Here is a 14110-nt window from a genome sequence, read left to right as displayed (position 1 = left end):
GAAGAATTTACTTGTATAAAATAGAATGATTTAAAGAAAAATAATAGTATAATGAAAGGAGTGGATTCATATTATGTATACAAATGTTTATAACATGCTTTATGAAACAGGATCAACTACTTTTGGTATTATTTTATATGCTGTGGTATATTTAATTGAAATATATCCCCTTTATGTAATGGCTAAGAAGGCCAATCTTAGCAATCCATGGCTTATGTTTATTCCAGTATTTAATATGTTTAAGCTATATCATTTAGCAGGACTTTCTTACTGGTATGTATTGTTATCATTTATACCATTTATAGGATGGATTGTACCTATAATAGTTTTATACAGAGTCTTTAGGAACTTTGATGTTGGAGTTCTTGGAAGTATACTTGGAGTTGTATTCTCCTTTATAGGCTTCTGGTATCTTGCATTAAGTAACAAGAGATTCGTTGGTGAAATACCAGATAGATTTAGAGAATATATTTAAAATAATTTAAATAATGTTAGTATGAGTCATCTATTTAAAGATGGCTCTTTCTTTATATTTTAAAATATAAAAAACTAAACGAGGAATTTATTTAAAACAAGTAGTTAATTTTAAAATTATTAAATTATAAAACATTAAAACTAATACTAAAATTCTAATGTGAAATCTACGTGAAATTAGAAAATAAAAGTCTATAAAGTGTTAAAATGAAAATTAATAAAAATCTATTTAGTTAAAAACTTATTTAGTAAATAATAATCTAATTTTAAACTGTAAATTATTTTAGCTTGAAATGAATAAGAGTTAAATAAAAATATCTATTAGGAGGTAACTTAATTTCATTATGGAAAAAATATTAGTAGTTGAAGATGATAAAAAAATAAATGAGCTTATTGTAGAATTTTTAAAAAGTGAAGGCTATAAGGTTATAGGAAGTTATGATGGAATTGATGGTTTTAGTAAATTTAAAGAGAATGAATTTGACTTAGTTATTTTAGATGTAATGATGCCAAAGCTTGATGGATATGAATTATGTAAATTAATAAGAGAAATAAGCAATGTTCCAATAATATTTTTAACAGCACTTAGTGAAACAGGAGATGAGATTAAAGCTTTTGATATAATGGCAGATGATTATATAACAAAACCTTTTTCTTTTAATATACTTATAAAAAGAGTTGAGGCTATTTTAAGGAGAACTAAAATAAATAAAAAAGATAATGATAATTCTAAAGAAAAATTAAAGTTTAATGAAATAACTATAAATCCAAATACTTATAAAGTTTATGTAAATGGAGAAGATGTAGAGTTTACATTAAAGGAATTTAATATATTAAAGCTTTTAATGGAATATTATCCAAATGTAGCTTCAAGGGAATTTATTATGGATAAAGTTTGGGGATATGATTACTACGGTGATATGAGGGTAATTGATGCTCATATAAAAAATATACGAAAGAAAATAGTTTATGATTACATAGGAACTGTTAAGGGAGTTGGATATGTACTTAAAGAATAAATGGAATAACCTTGGAATAAAGAATAAATTATTTATAATATCAACAACTGTTATACTTATTACATCAATAATAACTTATACAATTTTGTTTTTTGTAGCACCAACAATATATTCAAATTCTAGAGAAAAGTCTATAAAAAATTCAACAGAAAACTTAATTAAGCTTATAGAAAATGATAATGAAGAAAATTATATTAAAGAACTTGATAAATTTTCTTATGAAAATAAAGGGTTTGTATTACTTAAAACTTTAGATGGGAAAGTATTATATGCATCAAATGATTTTTTAATTAATAAGCCTCCATTTTCAAGAGAAAAGTATTTAGGTTCAACAATAAATAATATAAACAAAAAAGAAGAAATAAAAATAATTAAAAGAGTAAAATTAAAAGCTTTAAACGAAGAATGTATTTTAGAAATATTATCACCAAATAAATTAGGTGGAGAAATACAAGGGGCAATGCTTACAATATTACCTATAATATTTTTTATAACAATAATAATTGGAGTATTATCTCAATATGTTTATTCAGTAGTAATAAGCAAGCCACTTCTAAAAATAAATGATGTATCAAGAAAAATTTCAAAAATGGATTTTGATGAAAAATTAAATTATAAAGGTAATGATGAAATTGCAGAGTTATCTGAAAGTATAAATTCAATAAGTGAAAACTTAGAAGAAACTATAAATGATTTAAAAGAAGCAAATAAAAAGCTTTTAAGTGATATTGAAAGAGAAAAACTTCAAGACAGAAGAAGACGAGATTTTATAAAAGCTATATCTCATGAACTTAAAACACCTATTACTGTTATAAATGGGCAAATAGAAGGAATGATTTATAATATAGGTCCTTATAAAGATAGGGATAAATATTTAAAAGAAAGTTTAGATAGTGTAAATGATCTTAAAGCTTTAGTTCAAGAAATAATAAATCTTGCTAGATATGAGGAAAGTATAGCTTTAAATTATGAAAATATTAATTTAAATGATTTGGTTTATGAGATTGTTTATGGATATAATTATTTAAAAAATGAAAAAAGAATTGATATAAATATAAAAGAAGAAGGAAGTATTAATATTTTTGCTGACAGCAATATAATTAAAAAGGTTATATCAAATTTAATAAATAATAGTATAAAATATTCAGATAACAATAAGGATGTAAATATAATTTTAAAATCAGATGGAACTTTAAAAATAATTAATTATGCAGAAGGAATAGAAAATATAGATAAGGACGCTATATTTACAGCTTTTTATAGAGGAGAAAAGTCAAGAAATAAGGAAACTGGAGGAAGTGGACTTGGTCTTTATATAGTTAAGACCCTTTTAGAGCTTCATAAGGATATTGATTATAAAATTGATACTAAAGATGGAAAGTTTATATTTACATTAAAATTTAAGTCTATTAAATAAATTATAAAGATTAAATAAGTTAAAGAAAAAGAAAAGTAGAAGTAACAAAATGTTATTTCTACTTTTTTTCTTTAAAAATAATACTATTAATTTCACTTAATTACTAACTTCACTTAAATTTCATGTCTCTTTCATATTCATTACAGTTTAAAGAATTAATATGATACCTGTGATGAATATTAAAAAGAGGAGGGATAAAATGAATTTTTTGTTTAGAGGATTTTTAAGTGTAAAAGAAAGATTTTCAAAATCCTTTATATTGTTTTTAGTAATGACAGCTATTTGTGTATTTGTATTAGCTGGATTTTCTATAAGAAGTGCAACAGAAAAGGCTGGAGTTTTGGCACGACAAAAGCTTGGAGCAACAGTTACTTTTTCAGCCAATATGGAGAAGATTAGAGAAAATATGAAACAAGGCATGGAAGAAAAGGGTGAACCAAAGAAGATGGAAATGCCAAAGGTTTCAATTGATGATGTAAATAAAATTTTAAAGTTAGATAATATAAAATCTTATAATCTTATATCAAAGGCTGAAGGAATAGCAGACGGGTTTGAACCAATTACAAGTAGTGATGAAGAAGATAATAAAAACAATGGGAATATGCAAATGGGAGGTGGATTTAGAGGACCTATAAGTAATGCAGATATTACTATTTATGGAGTTTCAAATTTAAGTTCATTAACTACATTTTCAGATGGAGAAAGTACATTAGAGAGCGGAAAAACAATAGATGATAGTTTAAAGAATGATAAGGTTTGTGTAATTGAAGAAACTTTAGCTAGTCAAAATAGTTTAAAGGTTGGAGATTCAATAAAGGTTAAATCATCAATTAATGAAGATGATACAGTAACATTAAAAATAGTTGGAATTTATAAAAGTGGAGAAGAAGTTACAGATTTTGCAGTAAGAAATTCAGCTATGAATCCATATAATAAAATTTATGTTCCATATACTGTGGCAAATACTTTAAAGGGAGCTGATTATAAAAACACTTTAGATAGTGCAGAGTTTTATTTAAATGACCCAGTAAATGTTGATTCATTTATAGAAGCTGGTAAAAAGATTGATATAGATTATGACACATATACACTTGATGCAAATAGTAGAGCTTATGAAACTATGATGAGCTCAATTGATAATGTAGCATCATTTGCAAAAATGACTGTAATAGTTGTATCAATAGCAGGAGCTGTTATATTAGGACTTATTATAATGCTTTCAATAAGGGAGAGAAAAAATGAAATTGGAATATTATTATCTTTAGGAGAAAGTAAGATTAGAGTAATAAGTCAGTTTATAACTGAAACTATTATAATTTTAATTTTAGCATTAGCAGTATCATCGGTATTAGGAAATACTGTAAGTAAATCAATTGGAAATGTATTAATGTCTAAAGAAACAGAAGTTACGGAAAGTGTAAATAATTTTGGACCAGGTGGTCCTATGGATAGACAAGGTGGCCCAGGCGGTATGGATAAGGGCGGAAGAGGCAGAGAAGAAAAAGTTGAAACAATAGATAATTTAGATGTATCAGTATCTGGAGAAGATTATGGCAAAATGTGTGGATTAGCAGCATTAATATCTGTTGCTTCTGTATTAATTCCATCAGGTGCTATTATGAGATTACAGCCAAAAGAAATTTTAAGCAAGCATGATTAAAGCTTATAAAGGAGGGTTAGTTTATGTCAGAGTGCATATTAAGTTTAAATGACGTATCTTATTATTATAATAGTGATAATAATATATTAGATAATTTAAATGTAAGTTTTGAAAAAGGAAAGTTTTACACTATAATTGGACCTTCTGGAAGTGGAAAGACTACATTTTTATCAATAATATCAGGACTTGATAAAGCAAAGAGTGGAGATGTTTTATATAAGGGAGAAGCTCTTAAAAAAATTGGTCTTTCAAGTTATAGAAATAAGTGCATATCAATAATATTTCAAGGGTATAATCTTATAAATTATATGACAGCACTTCAAAATGTTATTTCTGCAATGTCAATAAAAGGTGTTAAAGTAAAAAATAAAAAAGAAGTTGCATTAAATATGTTAAAAAAAGTTGGACTTACTGAAAGTCAAGGTAATCAAAAGGTTCTTACATTAAGCGGAGGACAGCAACAAAGAGTTGCAATTGCAAGAGCACTTGCTTGTGAATCAGAGCTTATAATAGCAGATGAACCAACAGGAAATTTAGATGAAAAAACGTCAGATGATATAATTATGCTTTTTAAGCAGATTGTAAAAGATGAAAATAAGTGCCTTATAATGGTAACTCACAACAATGAAATTGCAAGAAATTCAGATAAAACATATAGGCTTAAAGATAAAAAGCTTATAGAACAATTTTAATAATTTAAACTGTAATAATTTAAAGTGTAGTAAATTAAAAATAACTAAAAATTTATAAATAACTAAAAATTATAAATTAACTAACAATTTATATCCATAAGCTAGAGATAAATATGATGTTAAATCCCCCCTAAAAATTTAATATATATGTATTTAAGGCTTATGGGTAAATTGAATATAAAAGCCATATAAAATATTAAAAAATAAAAGAGGGTGTTTTAAAAAACACTCTCTTTTATCTATTATGGGATATTTTTTGGTTAACTAGCTTAATTTAAATTAAATTACTTATTTTCTTTATTTTCTTTTTTGTCTTTATTATCTAATCCACATGGTACCCATGGATAATCTGGATGTGATGGATCACATGGATTTTGTGGGTTAACTTTCTTTTCTTCTTCATAAATTTGTTCATATTTGTTTAAGTTTTCTTTATCGCTCATAATTAACATCTCCTATCTATAACTCTCAATCACTTTATGTTTATATTATATATTAAGTAATAATAATTATCAAGAAATAATTTGAAAAGTTTTTATGAATTGAGTTCTTAATATTAATATAAAATAAATTGATAGTTTAATAATATTTTTACCACAGTGATGATTTTTATTATTAAATCTAGTTAATAATAGCTTATTTTAAAGAATTAGATAGGTTATTTTGATAATAGTACCTTTTGTTAATTATAAATTATAAAGAATTATTTATAACTTTGTTTAAATAATAAAAACTATTTAAACTTATTTATAAGTATTATAAATAAACTTATGCACAAAACTATAATAAAGATTATTAATATTATAAATGTGTTTAGAACATATATATTTAAAGATTATTTAATATTATAAAAGGATTTAGGACATACTATTTATTAGAGGATAAATTACATTTAAACCCTTTATTTATAAAGGGTTTAAGTGATTAATTAAAAGCTTATATTTTATTAATATAAATTTAATATTTAACATATTGTAAAGAATGTTTAGTTATAATAAAATCAATGTAATTTATAAAATATATATAGCTTTAAAGAGAAAGCTAATATATTTTTTAAGCGTTATTACAAACTAAAAGGGAGGTTTGAATTGTATGGATATAAAAGAAAAATTAATAGACTTAGTTGTCTTAAATGGGGATGAAAGTGAAATTAAAGCATTAGAAGCAAAAGCTTTAAATGAAGACATATTTGATATAGACAATGGCAGAGAAATTGTGCGTAAAAATAATGAAAGCCTAGGAAATTACATAGATAGATATTCAGTAGAAATAATGAAGAATTTTTCAAAAGAAAAGTATTTTAAGTTAAAAAGATTATCAGAAATTTATAGTAGCAAAGGTGATAGTAGTGAAGTAGTAGTTACTATGACAATTGAAGAAAAGCCTAAGCAAAATATTTTTGGAAAACACAAAGGTAAAATTGCAGTTGGAGCTTTAGCAGTAGCAGCAGGAACAACTTTATTTAAATTTTTCTCAAAGAAAAATACTAAATAATGAAAGTTTATTTAAAGAAAAAACTTAATATATTTTTATTAATATAGTTTAAAGAGAGATAAAGTATTAAAATTTATCTCTCTTTTTTATAACTTTTATAAATAAAATTTATTAAATTATAAAAATATATTGCTTTTATAATGAAGATTAATTAATATTTATTATATCATAGTATGTTATGATATTACTTAAATGGGGTAAAAAGTAAAATTTTAAATCTATGGGAGGGTTAAATGGGAGTAAAGTTAAGTAATGATGTTGTTGTAACTAAAGTTTTTAATAATAGTATAGTTTTAGTTAAGTCAAAAGGAAAAGAAAAAATATTATTTTCAAAAGGTATAGGATTTGGCAAAAGATTTGGAGAAAAAATTTTAAAAGGAACAGAAGTTGATAAATTATTTACTATTGAAGATGAAAATAATTTAATAAACTTAAATAAAATAGTTGATAGAGTTGATTCAGAATTTTTTGCTTTCTGTGAAGAAATCATATATAGCATATCAGAAAGTTTAGGAGAAGAATTAAGTGAAAATATACATATAGGACTTATTGATCACTTATATTTTGCAATAAAAAGGCTTAAAGATGGGGAAGAAATACAAAATCCTTTTATAGTTGAAATAGAAACTTTATATCCAAAAGCTTTTAATTTAGCATCAGAAGCTTCTAAAAAAATTGGAGAAAAATTTAATGTAAAAGTACCAAATGGGGAAATTGGATTTATAGCTTTACACATTCATTCAGCAATAAATAATAGTAAGCTTTCTCACACTATAAAGTATAGCTATTTAAGCAATTTAATAGTTCAAAATGTTGAAGAAAAATTAAAAATAAAAATTAATAAAAAATCATTAGATTATGCAAGGTTTTTAACTCATATAAGATTTGCAATAGAAAGATTATTAACTAAGAAAACTATAAAAAATGAACTTACAAGTGTTATTAAAGAAAAATATGAAAAGTCTTATGAAATTGCAAGTTATATAAGTAAATTGTTAGAAGACGAGTTAAATACTAAGATTGAAGATGATGAAATTGCTTATTTAGCTATGCATATCGAAAGATTAAAATTATCTTTGTAGAAATTTAAAAAAATATGTTGAAATCGTTGACAACATTTTCAAAATGAAATAAAATTAAATTGATAAAGCAAATAATGTTTAGATCGGCGTGTTACCAATTTAAATTTGGGCATTAGCTGGGGAGAATACCATACTAATGGTATAGGTATATTCTTTCCAGCTTTTTTTGTGCTTAAAAATAAATTTATAGCTATAATATCATAATTCTTACTTTTAATCGCCTATCTAAATATAAAAAATTTATGTTGGGGGGAATTATAATGGCAAAAGGAAATGGAAAAATACTTGGCCCATTACAAAAGCTAGGTAAAGCACTTATGACGCCAGTTGCTTGCTTACCAGCAGCAGCACTTCTACTAAGACTTGGAGCTCCAGATGTTTTAGACATTGTTTGGATGAATAAAGCAGGGGCTGCTATCTTTGACAATATGGCAATTTTATTTGCAATTGGTATTGCAATAGGACTTGCTAAAGAAAATAATGGTGTTGCAGGACTTGCAGCTGCAGTTGGTTATTTTACTATTACTAATGTGGCAACTTCCTTTGATAAAGAAATTAATATGGGAGTTTTAGCTGGAGTTATTGTGGGAGTAGTTGCAGGATTACTTTATAACAGATTTAGAGATATTCAACTTCCACAATTCTTGGGATTCTTTGGAGGAAAGCGTTTTGTACCAATAGCAACAGCATTTACTTGCTTAGCATTAGGATTTGTTGCAGGATACGTTTGGCCAATGATTCAAGGTAACTTAAATGCATTTGGTAATTCAATGGCTCAAGCTGGAGCAATTGGAGCATTTGTTTTTGGAGTATTAAACAGATTACTTATTCCTTTTGGTTTACATCACGTACTTAACACTATATTCTGGTTCCAATTTGGAATATTCCAAGGTCCAGATGGAGTTGTGACTTGAGATATTAATAGATTCTTTGCAGGAGATCCAAATGCAGGAGCATATACTACAGGATTCTACTTTATAATGATGTTTGCATTACCAGCAGCTTGTATAGCTATGATAGCAGCAGCTAAAAAAGAAAATAGAAAAGCTGTAACAGGTATGCTTATAAGTATAGCAGCAACTGCATTCTTAACAGGTATTACAGAACCAATCGAATTTACATTTATGTTCTTAGCACCAGTACTTTATGTATTCCATGCAATTATGACAGGAATAGCACTGGCGGTAGCAAATATATTTGGAATGAAGATGGGATTTGGATTCTCAGCAGGTCTTTTAGATTATCTTTTAAGCTTTGGTATTTCATCAAAACCAATAATGATTGCAGTTGTAGGTTTAATATTTGCAGCAATTTATTTTGTAGTTTTCTATTTTGTAATTAAGAAATTTAACTTACCAACTCCAGGAAGAGAAGAAACTGGAGCAGATTTATTAGAAGAGGTATCAGATGGTGATTACTCAGCATCAGCTTCTTCACCAATAAAAGCTAAGGCAGAAGCTATGATTAATGCTTTAGGTGGAAAAGAAAATATAGAACACTTAGATGCATGTGTAACAAGATTAAGATTAGTTCTTAAAGATTCATCAAAAATGAATGAAAGAGAAATTAAAAAATTAGGTGCTAGTGGAATAATGAAATTAGATTCTAAAAATGTACAAGTAATAGTTGGAACAATTGCAGATCCATTAGTATCTCAAATGAAAAAGCTTATGTAGTAAATTAATAGAAGTTATATATTAAACTTTTGAGAATTATATAATTTTAATAATAATTTATAGTTTTTGTTATATGGTATTTACTAAAGTCTAAAACTCACTCCGCTCAACCATTTGGACTTATTAATGTAAATACCATTGTACAAATACTTAAATTTAATTATTTATGTTAACCATATTATATAAATAAAAAACTATTAAATACCCAAAGAACGCCAATAATATTTCTTAAGTTTAATAATAATATTCTTTAGTTTTTGAGTTTTTAAATTAAAACTCTGTAAACACTCTATTTGTTTTTAAATAGAGTGTTTTTTAATATTTAATTATTTTTGATTTTAACAAAAATGGTACTTAAATTATATGTTTTTTTATTATTTATGTAATAATCTCATAATATTTCTTGCAAAGGGTTGTACAAGAAGTAATTCTAAAAAGATAACTATGCAAAAATTACGTGGCCAGTTAAGTGGAAATTCTCTAAAGACTATAATATCAAGACCATTTGCAAAAAATCCACCTATAGCGGTCATAATTATTGACATACCGATAACAGTGAAAAATGTTTTAAATAAGATATAGGCATTTAAACTATCTGTTGGTGAAGTGAAAATTTCTACTAATTTATCAGCTATTTTACTTACAATAAAAGTTTCAATTAACATTGCAATTATAAAAAGCAGTGGGAATGCTTTTAAAGTTGTAATAAGTGATAATTTTGATATTCCACCCATAGCAATTGAAATGTTAATAGTTGCCATACATATGCAAGTTAATGCACATATAATTCCTCCATATAATAAGCCTTCTTTTGCATTTCTAGGCATACAATTTTTCATTTAATGTCCTCCTATTTTGTTTAAAATTTTTTTGATTAAAAGAAAAAATGCGTGTATCCTTTGACAAGTGGTATGACACTTTGGTACAACGCATTGACTTTCATAAGTATAGCACAAAAAAATTTTTTGATGTAATAGCAAAAAATTTAAATAATTTGTTAATTTTTAAATATTAATTTTTTTATTTCAGAAACTATTGTATGCAAATCTTTATATGTTGTATCTATTTTTATGGTGTTCATTTTATTATATAAAGATAATCTTTCTAGGCTTCTTTCGATGTTACTAGAATCCCTTAAGCCATTTTTTATATCTTTTTCTATTCTAGAAATTAATGCATCCTTTTTACATATTAATGATATTTTATATACGTCTACATTACAAAGTATTAGTTTATTTAAAATAGTTTCCATTATTTCATCTGTATGAATAACCCAATTGAATATAATATATTGACCGGATGAGTTTTTTATAAAATTATTTAATATATAAGTTATATTATCTAAAACCATACTTTTATTTTCTTCATTTAATATAAAAGGATTCATCATCCAGCAATTATCACCATCTAACCAAAAAGAGTTTTCAAGTTCTTTATAAAGAAGTTTGCTTATAGTTGTTTTACCAACCCCCATAACACCATTTATTATTATTAGTTTCTTTCTCATAAAATTCTCCTTAAAAATATTAGTTTATATTAGATTATTTAAAAAGTTGTTTGTATTCATCTGAAAGAATTGAATACAGTGAGTAATCACATATTCCTTGATTATTTATTTCAGCTTGTCTGATAGTACCCTCATATTTCATATTACATTTTATCATTACTTTACCTGAGTTTGGATTATTAGAGTCATGTCTTGCTTCAATACGATTTGCTTTAACTTCAGTGATAAAATAGTCAATTAAAGCGTTTAATGCTTCAGAAGTAATCCCTTTATGCCACCATTTTTCTCCAATACAATAACCTACATTAACTATTCCTAATTTTTCATTTTGGTCGACAATACTAATACTTCCAATAGGTTCATCCCCTGTTTCTTTAAAAATAATTGCCCATTGATAATAGTTTTTGTTTTTATACTGAGAAATCCAAGAATTTAAAATATCTTTTGTAACTTCTATATTTTCATGAGGTTTCCAAGTTAAAAACTTAGTTACATTAGAACTATTTGCCCAGTTTCTAAACATAGCTTCTGAATCTTCTAATTTGAATTGTCTTAAAATTAATCTTTCTGTTTCAATATATTTTGTTCCTAAATGATTCATAATAGCCCCCTTTTTTAGTTATCTTTAAATAATTTAAAATTATTATGCTGAAAATTAACATTAATAGACCTTGACCATATTTTTTATAGGAATTTAAATTTTGAGGTAGAGTAGTATTTTTATCATCTTATAAACGTGAAAATAGCATAGATATTGGAGTGATTAAATTTAATAGTTTATTTGTACTTTTATATAGGTTATGTTTTTGTATTAAACCTATAATAATCATTAGTAAGGAAATACATATATTACAAATTAAAATAAAAGTATTAATATTATACGCATTCTATATAAATTATATCAAAATATTAGAAAAAATAGGGGTTTAAAGAAATTATTTTATAAAAGGATAAAATTTTATTATTCTATTATTAATTAAATTTTTTACTACAATTTAATAAAATAATTTTCATAAAATATGGTAATAATTATAAAACAAACATAAAATAATAATGGTGTAATATTTTTAGGGGGATTTATTGTGGATAGTAGGAGCATTAAATCAGTTGTTTTGTGTATTATTTTTGGAATTATATGGGGAACTATACTATATGAATTTGGAATATTTATAGTTCAAAATAGTAATGAGAAATTAAGTGATATTTTATTTATTGAAGGAATTATATGTATATTATTTGGTCTTTTTTCTCATGTTGGAGGAAATTCTATTGGAATTTATATGCAAGGACTTGAAGAAAATAATGCTCATTACATTGGTAGTTTAAATCTTTCTATATCTAAAATAGAGAAAAGTAAGTTTAAAAGTAATATTAGGTCAATTGTTAGTTTAAGTTTAAGTATGGTTTCTTTTATTGTTGCAGGAACGATATGTTTTGGAATTAATTTTATTCTTTAGAAGTTTAAAAAATAAGCTAAAGATATATAATATTAAACTTTGAAAAATATAGTATATTGAAAAATATGGTATAATATTAGTTGATATTATAACTAAAGGAGAATTTTTATGAAATTAGTTTATTTTATAACTCCAGCAGTTCTTTGGATATTAGGGTTAATAATTGGAACTGGAAAGGCAAACTTTTTAATAGCAGGATATAATACTGCATCTAAAGAAGAAAAAGAGAAAATAGATGAAAAAGCATTAAGTAAGTTTATGGCTAAATTTCTTGTTGTTTTAGGTTTTATTCAATGTATTTTACCAATTGCTCAAGTTTTGGAGGTTAATAATATTGATGTTATTTTAATTTTTGAAAATATATTATTTTTCTTAGTTGTAATCGGTGGAGTTGTATATATGAATACTGGAAATAGATTCAGTAAGTAAGGTAATTATTTATGTAGTTAATAATTTATAATTTATAATAAAAAACTATGGTTTAAGTAAATGTTTATTTTTATGAGTTATTTAAATTTTAATAATAAGTTTATTAGAATTAATATTAAGAGAAAGCTATAACTTTAAATAATAAATTTATAAAAATGTAAGTATAAGTGTAATGCTTATCCTATTTTATTTAAAAAATTTAGATTTAAATAAAATGAATATTAAAATTAATTAAAGATAAATAAAAAATCAATTTAAAATACAATAAATTTTAAAAAATATTTAAATTATGCTATAAATATTTCCACTAAATTAAATGAAGGGTTATACTTGTAAATAGAGTTAAAAAGTTTATTTTTGTTTTAAAGCTAATCATAATTTATAAAAAGAAATATTTTGTAATTGGAATTTATTTAATAAAAGAAATATTTTTTATTAGAATGTATTTAATATAAGTATAGTTTTAAAACAATAGCTTAATTCATATAAGTTATAATGGATTTAATTTTGGGAGGCATAAAATATGAAAGTAATATTAGTTAATGGAAGTCCAAACGAAAAGAAATGTACTTACACAGCATTAAGTGAAGTTGCAAAGACTTTAGAAGAAAATGGAGTTGAAACTGAAATATTTCAATTAGGAAACAATCCTATGGCTGACTGTATTGGTTGTGGAGCATGTAAAAAGACAGGTCAGTGTTTTAGAGGCGATAAAGTAAATGAATTTGTAGAAAAGGCAAAGGATGCAGATGGATTTGTATTTGGTTCACCAGTTTATTATGCTGCATCAAGTGGTGCTTTAAGCTCTTTCTTAAATAGAGTATTTGTTAGTGGAGGAAAGCATTTAGCATTCAAACCAGGGGCTGCTGTTTGTAGTGCAAGACGTGCTGGAACAACATCAACTTTAGATGAAATCAATAAGTATTTTACAATATCAAATATGCCAATTGTAAGCTCTCAATATTGGAATATGGTACACGGTTCTAATGTAGAAGATGTTAAAAATGACTTAGAAGGCATGCAAACAATGAGAATATTAGGAAGAAATATGGCTTGGTTATTAAAATGTATAGAGTTTGGAAGAGAAAATAATATTAATAAGCCAGAGTTAGAAGAAAGAATATGGACTAACTTTATAAGAAATTAATTTATACAAATTATTCCTTAACATCCTTGAAATGTATAAGTTTTGTTATATATAAT

14 protein-coding genes and 1 pseudogene are annotated in these 14110 nt (G+C 24.8%); 11 read left to right on the top strand and 4 right to left on the bottom strand.

The window, feature by feature from the left end:
- Positions 1–73 precede the first annotated feature (73 nt).
- The 5 genes from AC4FQW_RS07930 to AC4FQW_RS07910 all read left to right on the top strand — a co-directional run bounded on the left by AC4FQW_RS07930 (position 74) and on the right by AC4FQW_RS07910 (position 5262).
- On the top strand, positions 74–475 hold the full coding sequence (locus tag AC4FQW_RS07930; protein ID WP_491148350.1) for a DUF5684 domain-containing protein: 402 nt from the start codon (positions 74–76) through the stop codon (positions 473–475).
- Positions 476–815: 340 nt separating this feature from the next.
- Positions 816–1493 (top strand): response regulator transcription factor, encoded by a 678-nt coding sequence (locus tag AC4FQW_RS07925; protein ID WP_491148701.1) that lies wholly within the window; start codon positions 816–818, stop codon positions 1491–1493.
- Positions 1477–2910, top strand: coding sequence for a HAMP domain-containing sensor histidine kinase (locus AC4FQW_RS07920; RefSeq protein WP_491148348.1), 1434 nt, complete (start codon positions 1477–1479; stop codon positions 2908–2910). The genes AC4FQW_RS07925 and AC4FQW_RS07920 overlap by 17 nt, the downstream gene beginning before the upstream one ends.
- Before the next feature lie 199 nt (positions 2911–3109).
- Positions 3110–4570, top strand: a complete 1461-nt coding sequence (locus AC4FQW_RS07915) for an ABC transporter permease (RefSeq protein ID WP_491148346.1) — start codon at positions 3110–3112, stop codon at positions 4568–4570.
- A 23-nt stretch (positions 4571–4593) separates the two neighbouring features.
- Positions 4594–5262, top strand: coding sequence for an ABC transporter ATP-binding protein (locus tag AC4FQW_RS07910; RefSeq protein WP_491148344.1), 669 nt, complete (start codon positions 4594–4596; stop codon positions 5260–5262).
- A gap of 284 nt (positions 5263–5546) precedes the next feature.
- Here the strand turns inward: AC4FQW_RS07910 and AC4FQW_RS07905 are convergent, their stop codons facing one another.
- Positions 5547–5705, bottom strand: a complete 159-nt coding sequence (locus tag AC4FQW_RS07905) for a hypothetical protein (RefSeq protein ID WP_303131113.1) — start codon at positions 5703–5705, stop codon at positions 5547–5549.
- A gap of 649 nt (positions 5706–6354) precedes the next feature.
- On the opposite strand from AC4FQW_RS07905, the gene AC4FQW_RS07900 reads away from it, so the two are divergent.
- From AC4FQW_RS07900 to nagE, 3 genes and pseudogenes are all read left to right on the top strand, one after another.
- Complete coding sequence (locus AC4FQW_RS07900) at positions 6355–6756, top strand: hypothetical protein (RefSeq protein WP_303131114.1); 402 nt, start codon at positions 6355–6357, stop codon at positions 6754–6756.
- Positions 6757–6989: 233 nt separating this feature from the next.
- Complete coding sequence (gene glcT, locus AC4FQW_RS07895; RefSeq protein ID WP_303131116.1) at positions 6990–7838, top strand: glucose PTS transporter transcription antiterminator GlcT; 849 nt, start codon at positions 6990–6992, stop codon at positions 7836–7838.
- A gap of 260 nt (positions 7839–8098) precedes the next feature.
- A pseudogene (nagE, locus tag AC4FQW_RS07890) lies at positions 8099–9514 on the top strand (N-acetylglucosamine-specific PTS transporter subunit IIBC).
- Positions 9515–9888: 374 nt separating this feature from the next.
- Here the strand turns inward: nagE and AC4FQW_RS07885 are convergent.
- The 3 genes from AC4FQW_RS07885 to AC4FQW_RS07875 all read right to left on the bottom strand — a co-directional run bounded on the left by AC4FQW_RS07885 (position 9889) and on the right by AC4FQW_RS07875 (position 11622).
- Positions 9889–10353, bottom strand: coding sequence for a DUF2798 domain-containing protein (locus AC4FQW_RS07885; RefSeq protein WP_491148342.1), 465 nt, complete (start codon positions 10351–10353; stop codon positions 9889–9891).
- A gap of 158 nt (positions 10354–10511) precedes the next feature.
- The gene (locus AC4FQW_RS07880; protein WP_491148341.1) at positions 10512–11021 is read right to left on the bottom strand and encodes an ATP-binding protein; all 510 of its coding nucleotides are present in this window, start codon (positions 11019–11021) and stop codon (positions 10512–10514) included.
- A 34-nt stretch (positions 11022–11055) separates the two neighbouring features.
- On the bottom strand, positions 11056–11622 hold the full coding sequence (locus AC4FQW_RS07875) for a GNAT family N-acetyltransferase (protein ID WP_491148339.1): 567 nt from the start codon (positions 11620–11622) through the stop codon (positions 11056–11058).
- Between the two features lie 481 nt (positions 11623–12103).
- Here AC4FQW_RS07875 and AC4FQW_RS07870 point away from each other — a divergent pair, with 481 nt between their 5' ends.
- The 3 genes from AC4FQW_RS07870 to AC4FQW_RS07860 all read left to right on the top strand — a co-directional run bounded on the left by AC4FQW_RS07870 (position 12104) and on the right by AC4FQW_RS07860 (position 14054).
- Complete coding sequence (locus tag AC4FQW_RS07870) at positions 12104–12478, top strand: hypothetical protein (RefSeq protein WP_491148337.1); 375 nt, start codon at positions 12104–12106, stop codon at positions 12476–12478.
- A gap of 108 nt (positions 12479–12586) precedes the next feature.
- Positions 12587–12907 (top strand): DUF3784 domain-containing protein, encoded by a 321-nt coding sequence (locus tag AC4FQW_RS07865; protein ID WP_491148335.1) that lies wholly within the window; start codon positions 12587–12589, stop codon positions 12905–12907.
- A 523-nt stretch (positions 12908–13430) separates the two neighbouring features.
- Complete coding sequence (locus tag AC4FQW_RS07860) at positions 13431–14054, top strand: flavodoxin family protein (RefSeq protein ID WP_491148333.1); 624 nt, start codon at positions 13431–13433, stop codon at positions 14052–14054.
- The last annotated feature ends 56 nt before the right edge of the window (positions 14055–14110 follow it).

The organism is Clostridium sp. TJA085 (assembly GCF_058310235.1).
The sequence above is the reverse complement of the archived record's forward strand: the minus strand, read 5'-3'. Positions and strand labels throughout refer to the sequence as shown.

What these genes read in the sequence shown, in the direction of transcription:
- AC4FQW_RS07930 (WP_491148350.1), top strand. Translation starts at nt 74, where the DNA reads ATGTATACAAATGTTTATAACATGCTTTATGAAACAGGATCAACTACT.
- AC4FQW_RS07920 (WP_491148348.1), top strand. Translation starts at nt 1,477, where the DNA reads ATGTACTTAAAGAATAAATGGAATAACCTTGGAATAAAGAATAAATTA.
- AC4FQW_RS07915 (WP_491148346.1), top strand. Translation starts at nt 3,110, where the DNA reads ATGAATTTTTTGTTTAGAGGATTTTTAAGTGTAAAAGAAAGATTTTCA.
- AC4FQW_RS07910 (WP_491148344.1), top strand. Translation starts at nt 4,594, where the DNA reads ATGTCAGAGTGCATATTAAGTTTAAATGACGTATCTTATTATTATAAT.
- AC4FQW_RS07905 (WP_303131113.1), bottom strand. Translation starts at nt 5,705, where the DNA reads ATGAGCGATAAAGAAAACTTAAACAAATATGAACAAATTTATGAAGAA.
- AC4FQW_RS07900 (WP_303131114.1), top strand. Translation starts at nt 6,355, where the DNA reads ATGGATATAAAAGAAAAATTAATAGACTTAGTTGTCTTAAATGGGGAT.
- glcT (WP_303131116.1), top strand. Translation starts at nt 6,990, where the DNA reads ATGGGAGTAAAGTTAAGTAATGATGTTGTTGTAACTAAAGTTTTTAAT.
- AC4FQW_RS07885 (WP_491148342.1), bottom strand. Translation starts at nt 10,353, where the DNA reads ATGAAAAATTGTATGCCTAGAAATGCAAAAGAAGGCTTATTATATGGA.
- AC4FQW_RS07880 (WP_491148341.1), bottom strand. Translation starts at nt 11,021, where the DNA reads ATGAGAAAGAAACTAATAATAATAAATGGTGTTATGGGGGTTGGTAAA.
- AC4FQW_RS07875 (WP_491148339.1), bottom strand. Translation starts at nt 11,622, where the DNA reads ATGAATCATTTAGGAACAAAATATATTGAAACAGAAAGATTAATTTTA.
- AC4FQW_RS07865 (WP_491148335.1), top strand. Translation starts at nt 12,587, where the DNA reads ATGAAATTAGTTTATTTTATAACTCCAGCAGTTCTTTGGATATTAGGG.
- AC4FQW_RS07860 (WP_491148333.1), top strand. Translation starts at nt 13,431, where the DNA reads ATGAAAGTAATATTAGTTAATGGAAGTCCAAACGAAAAGAAATGTACT.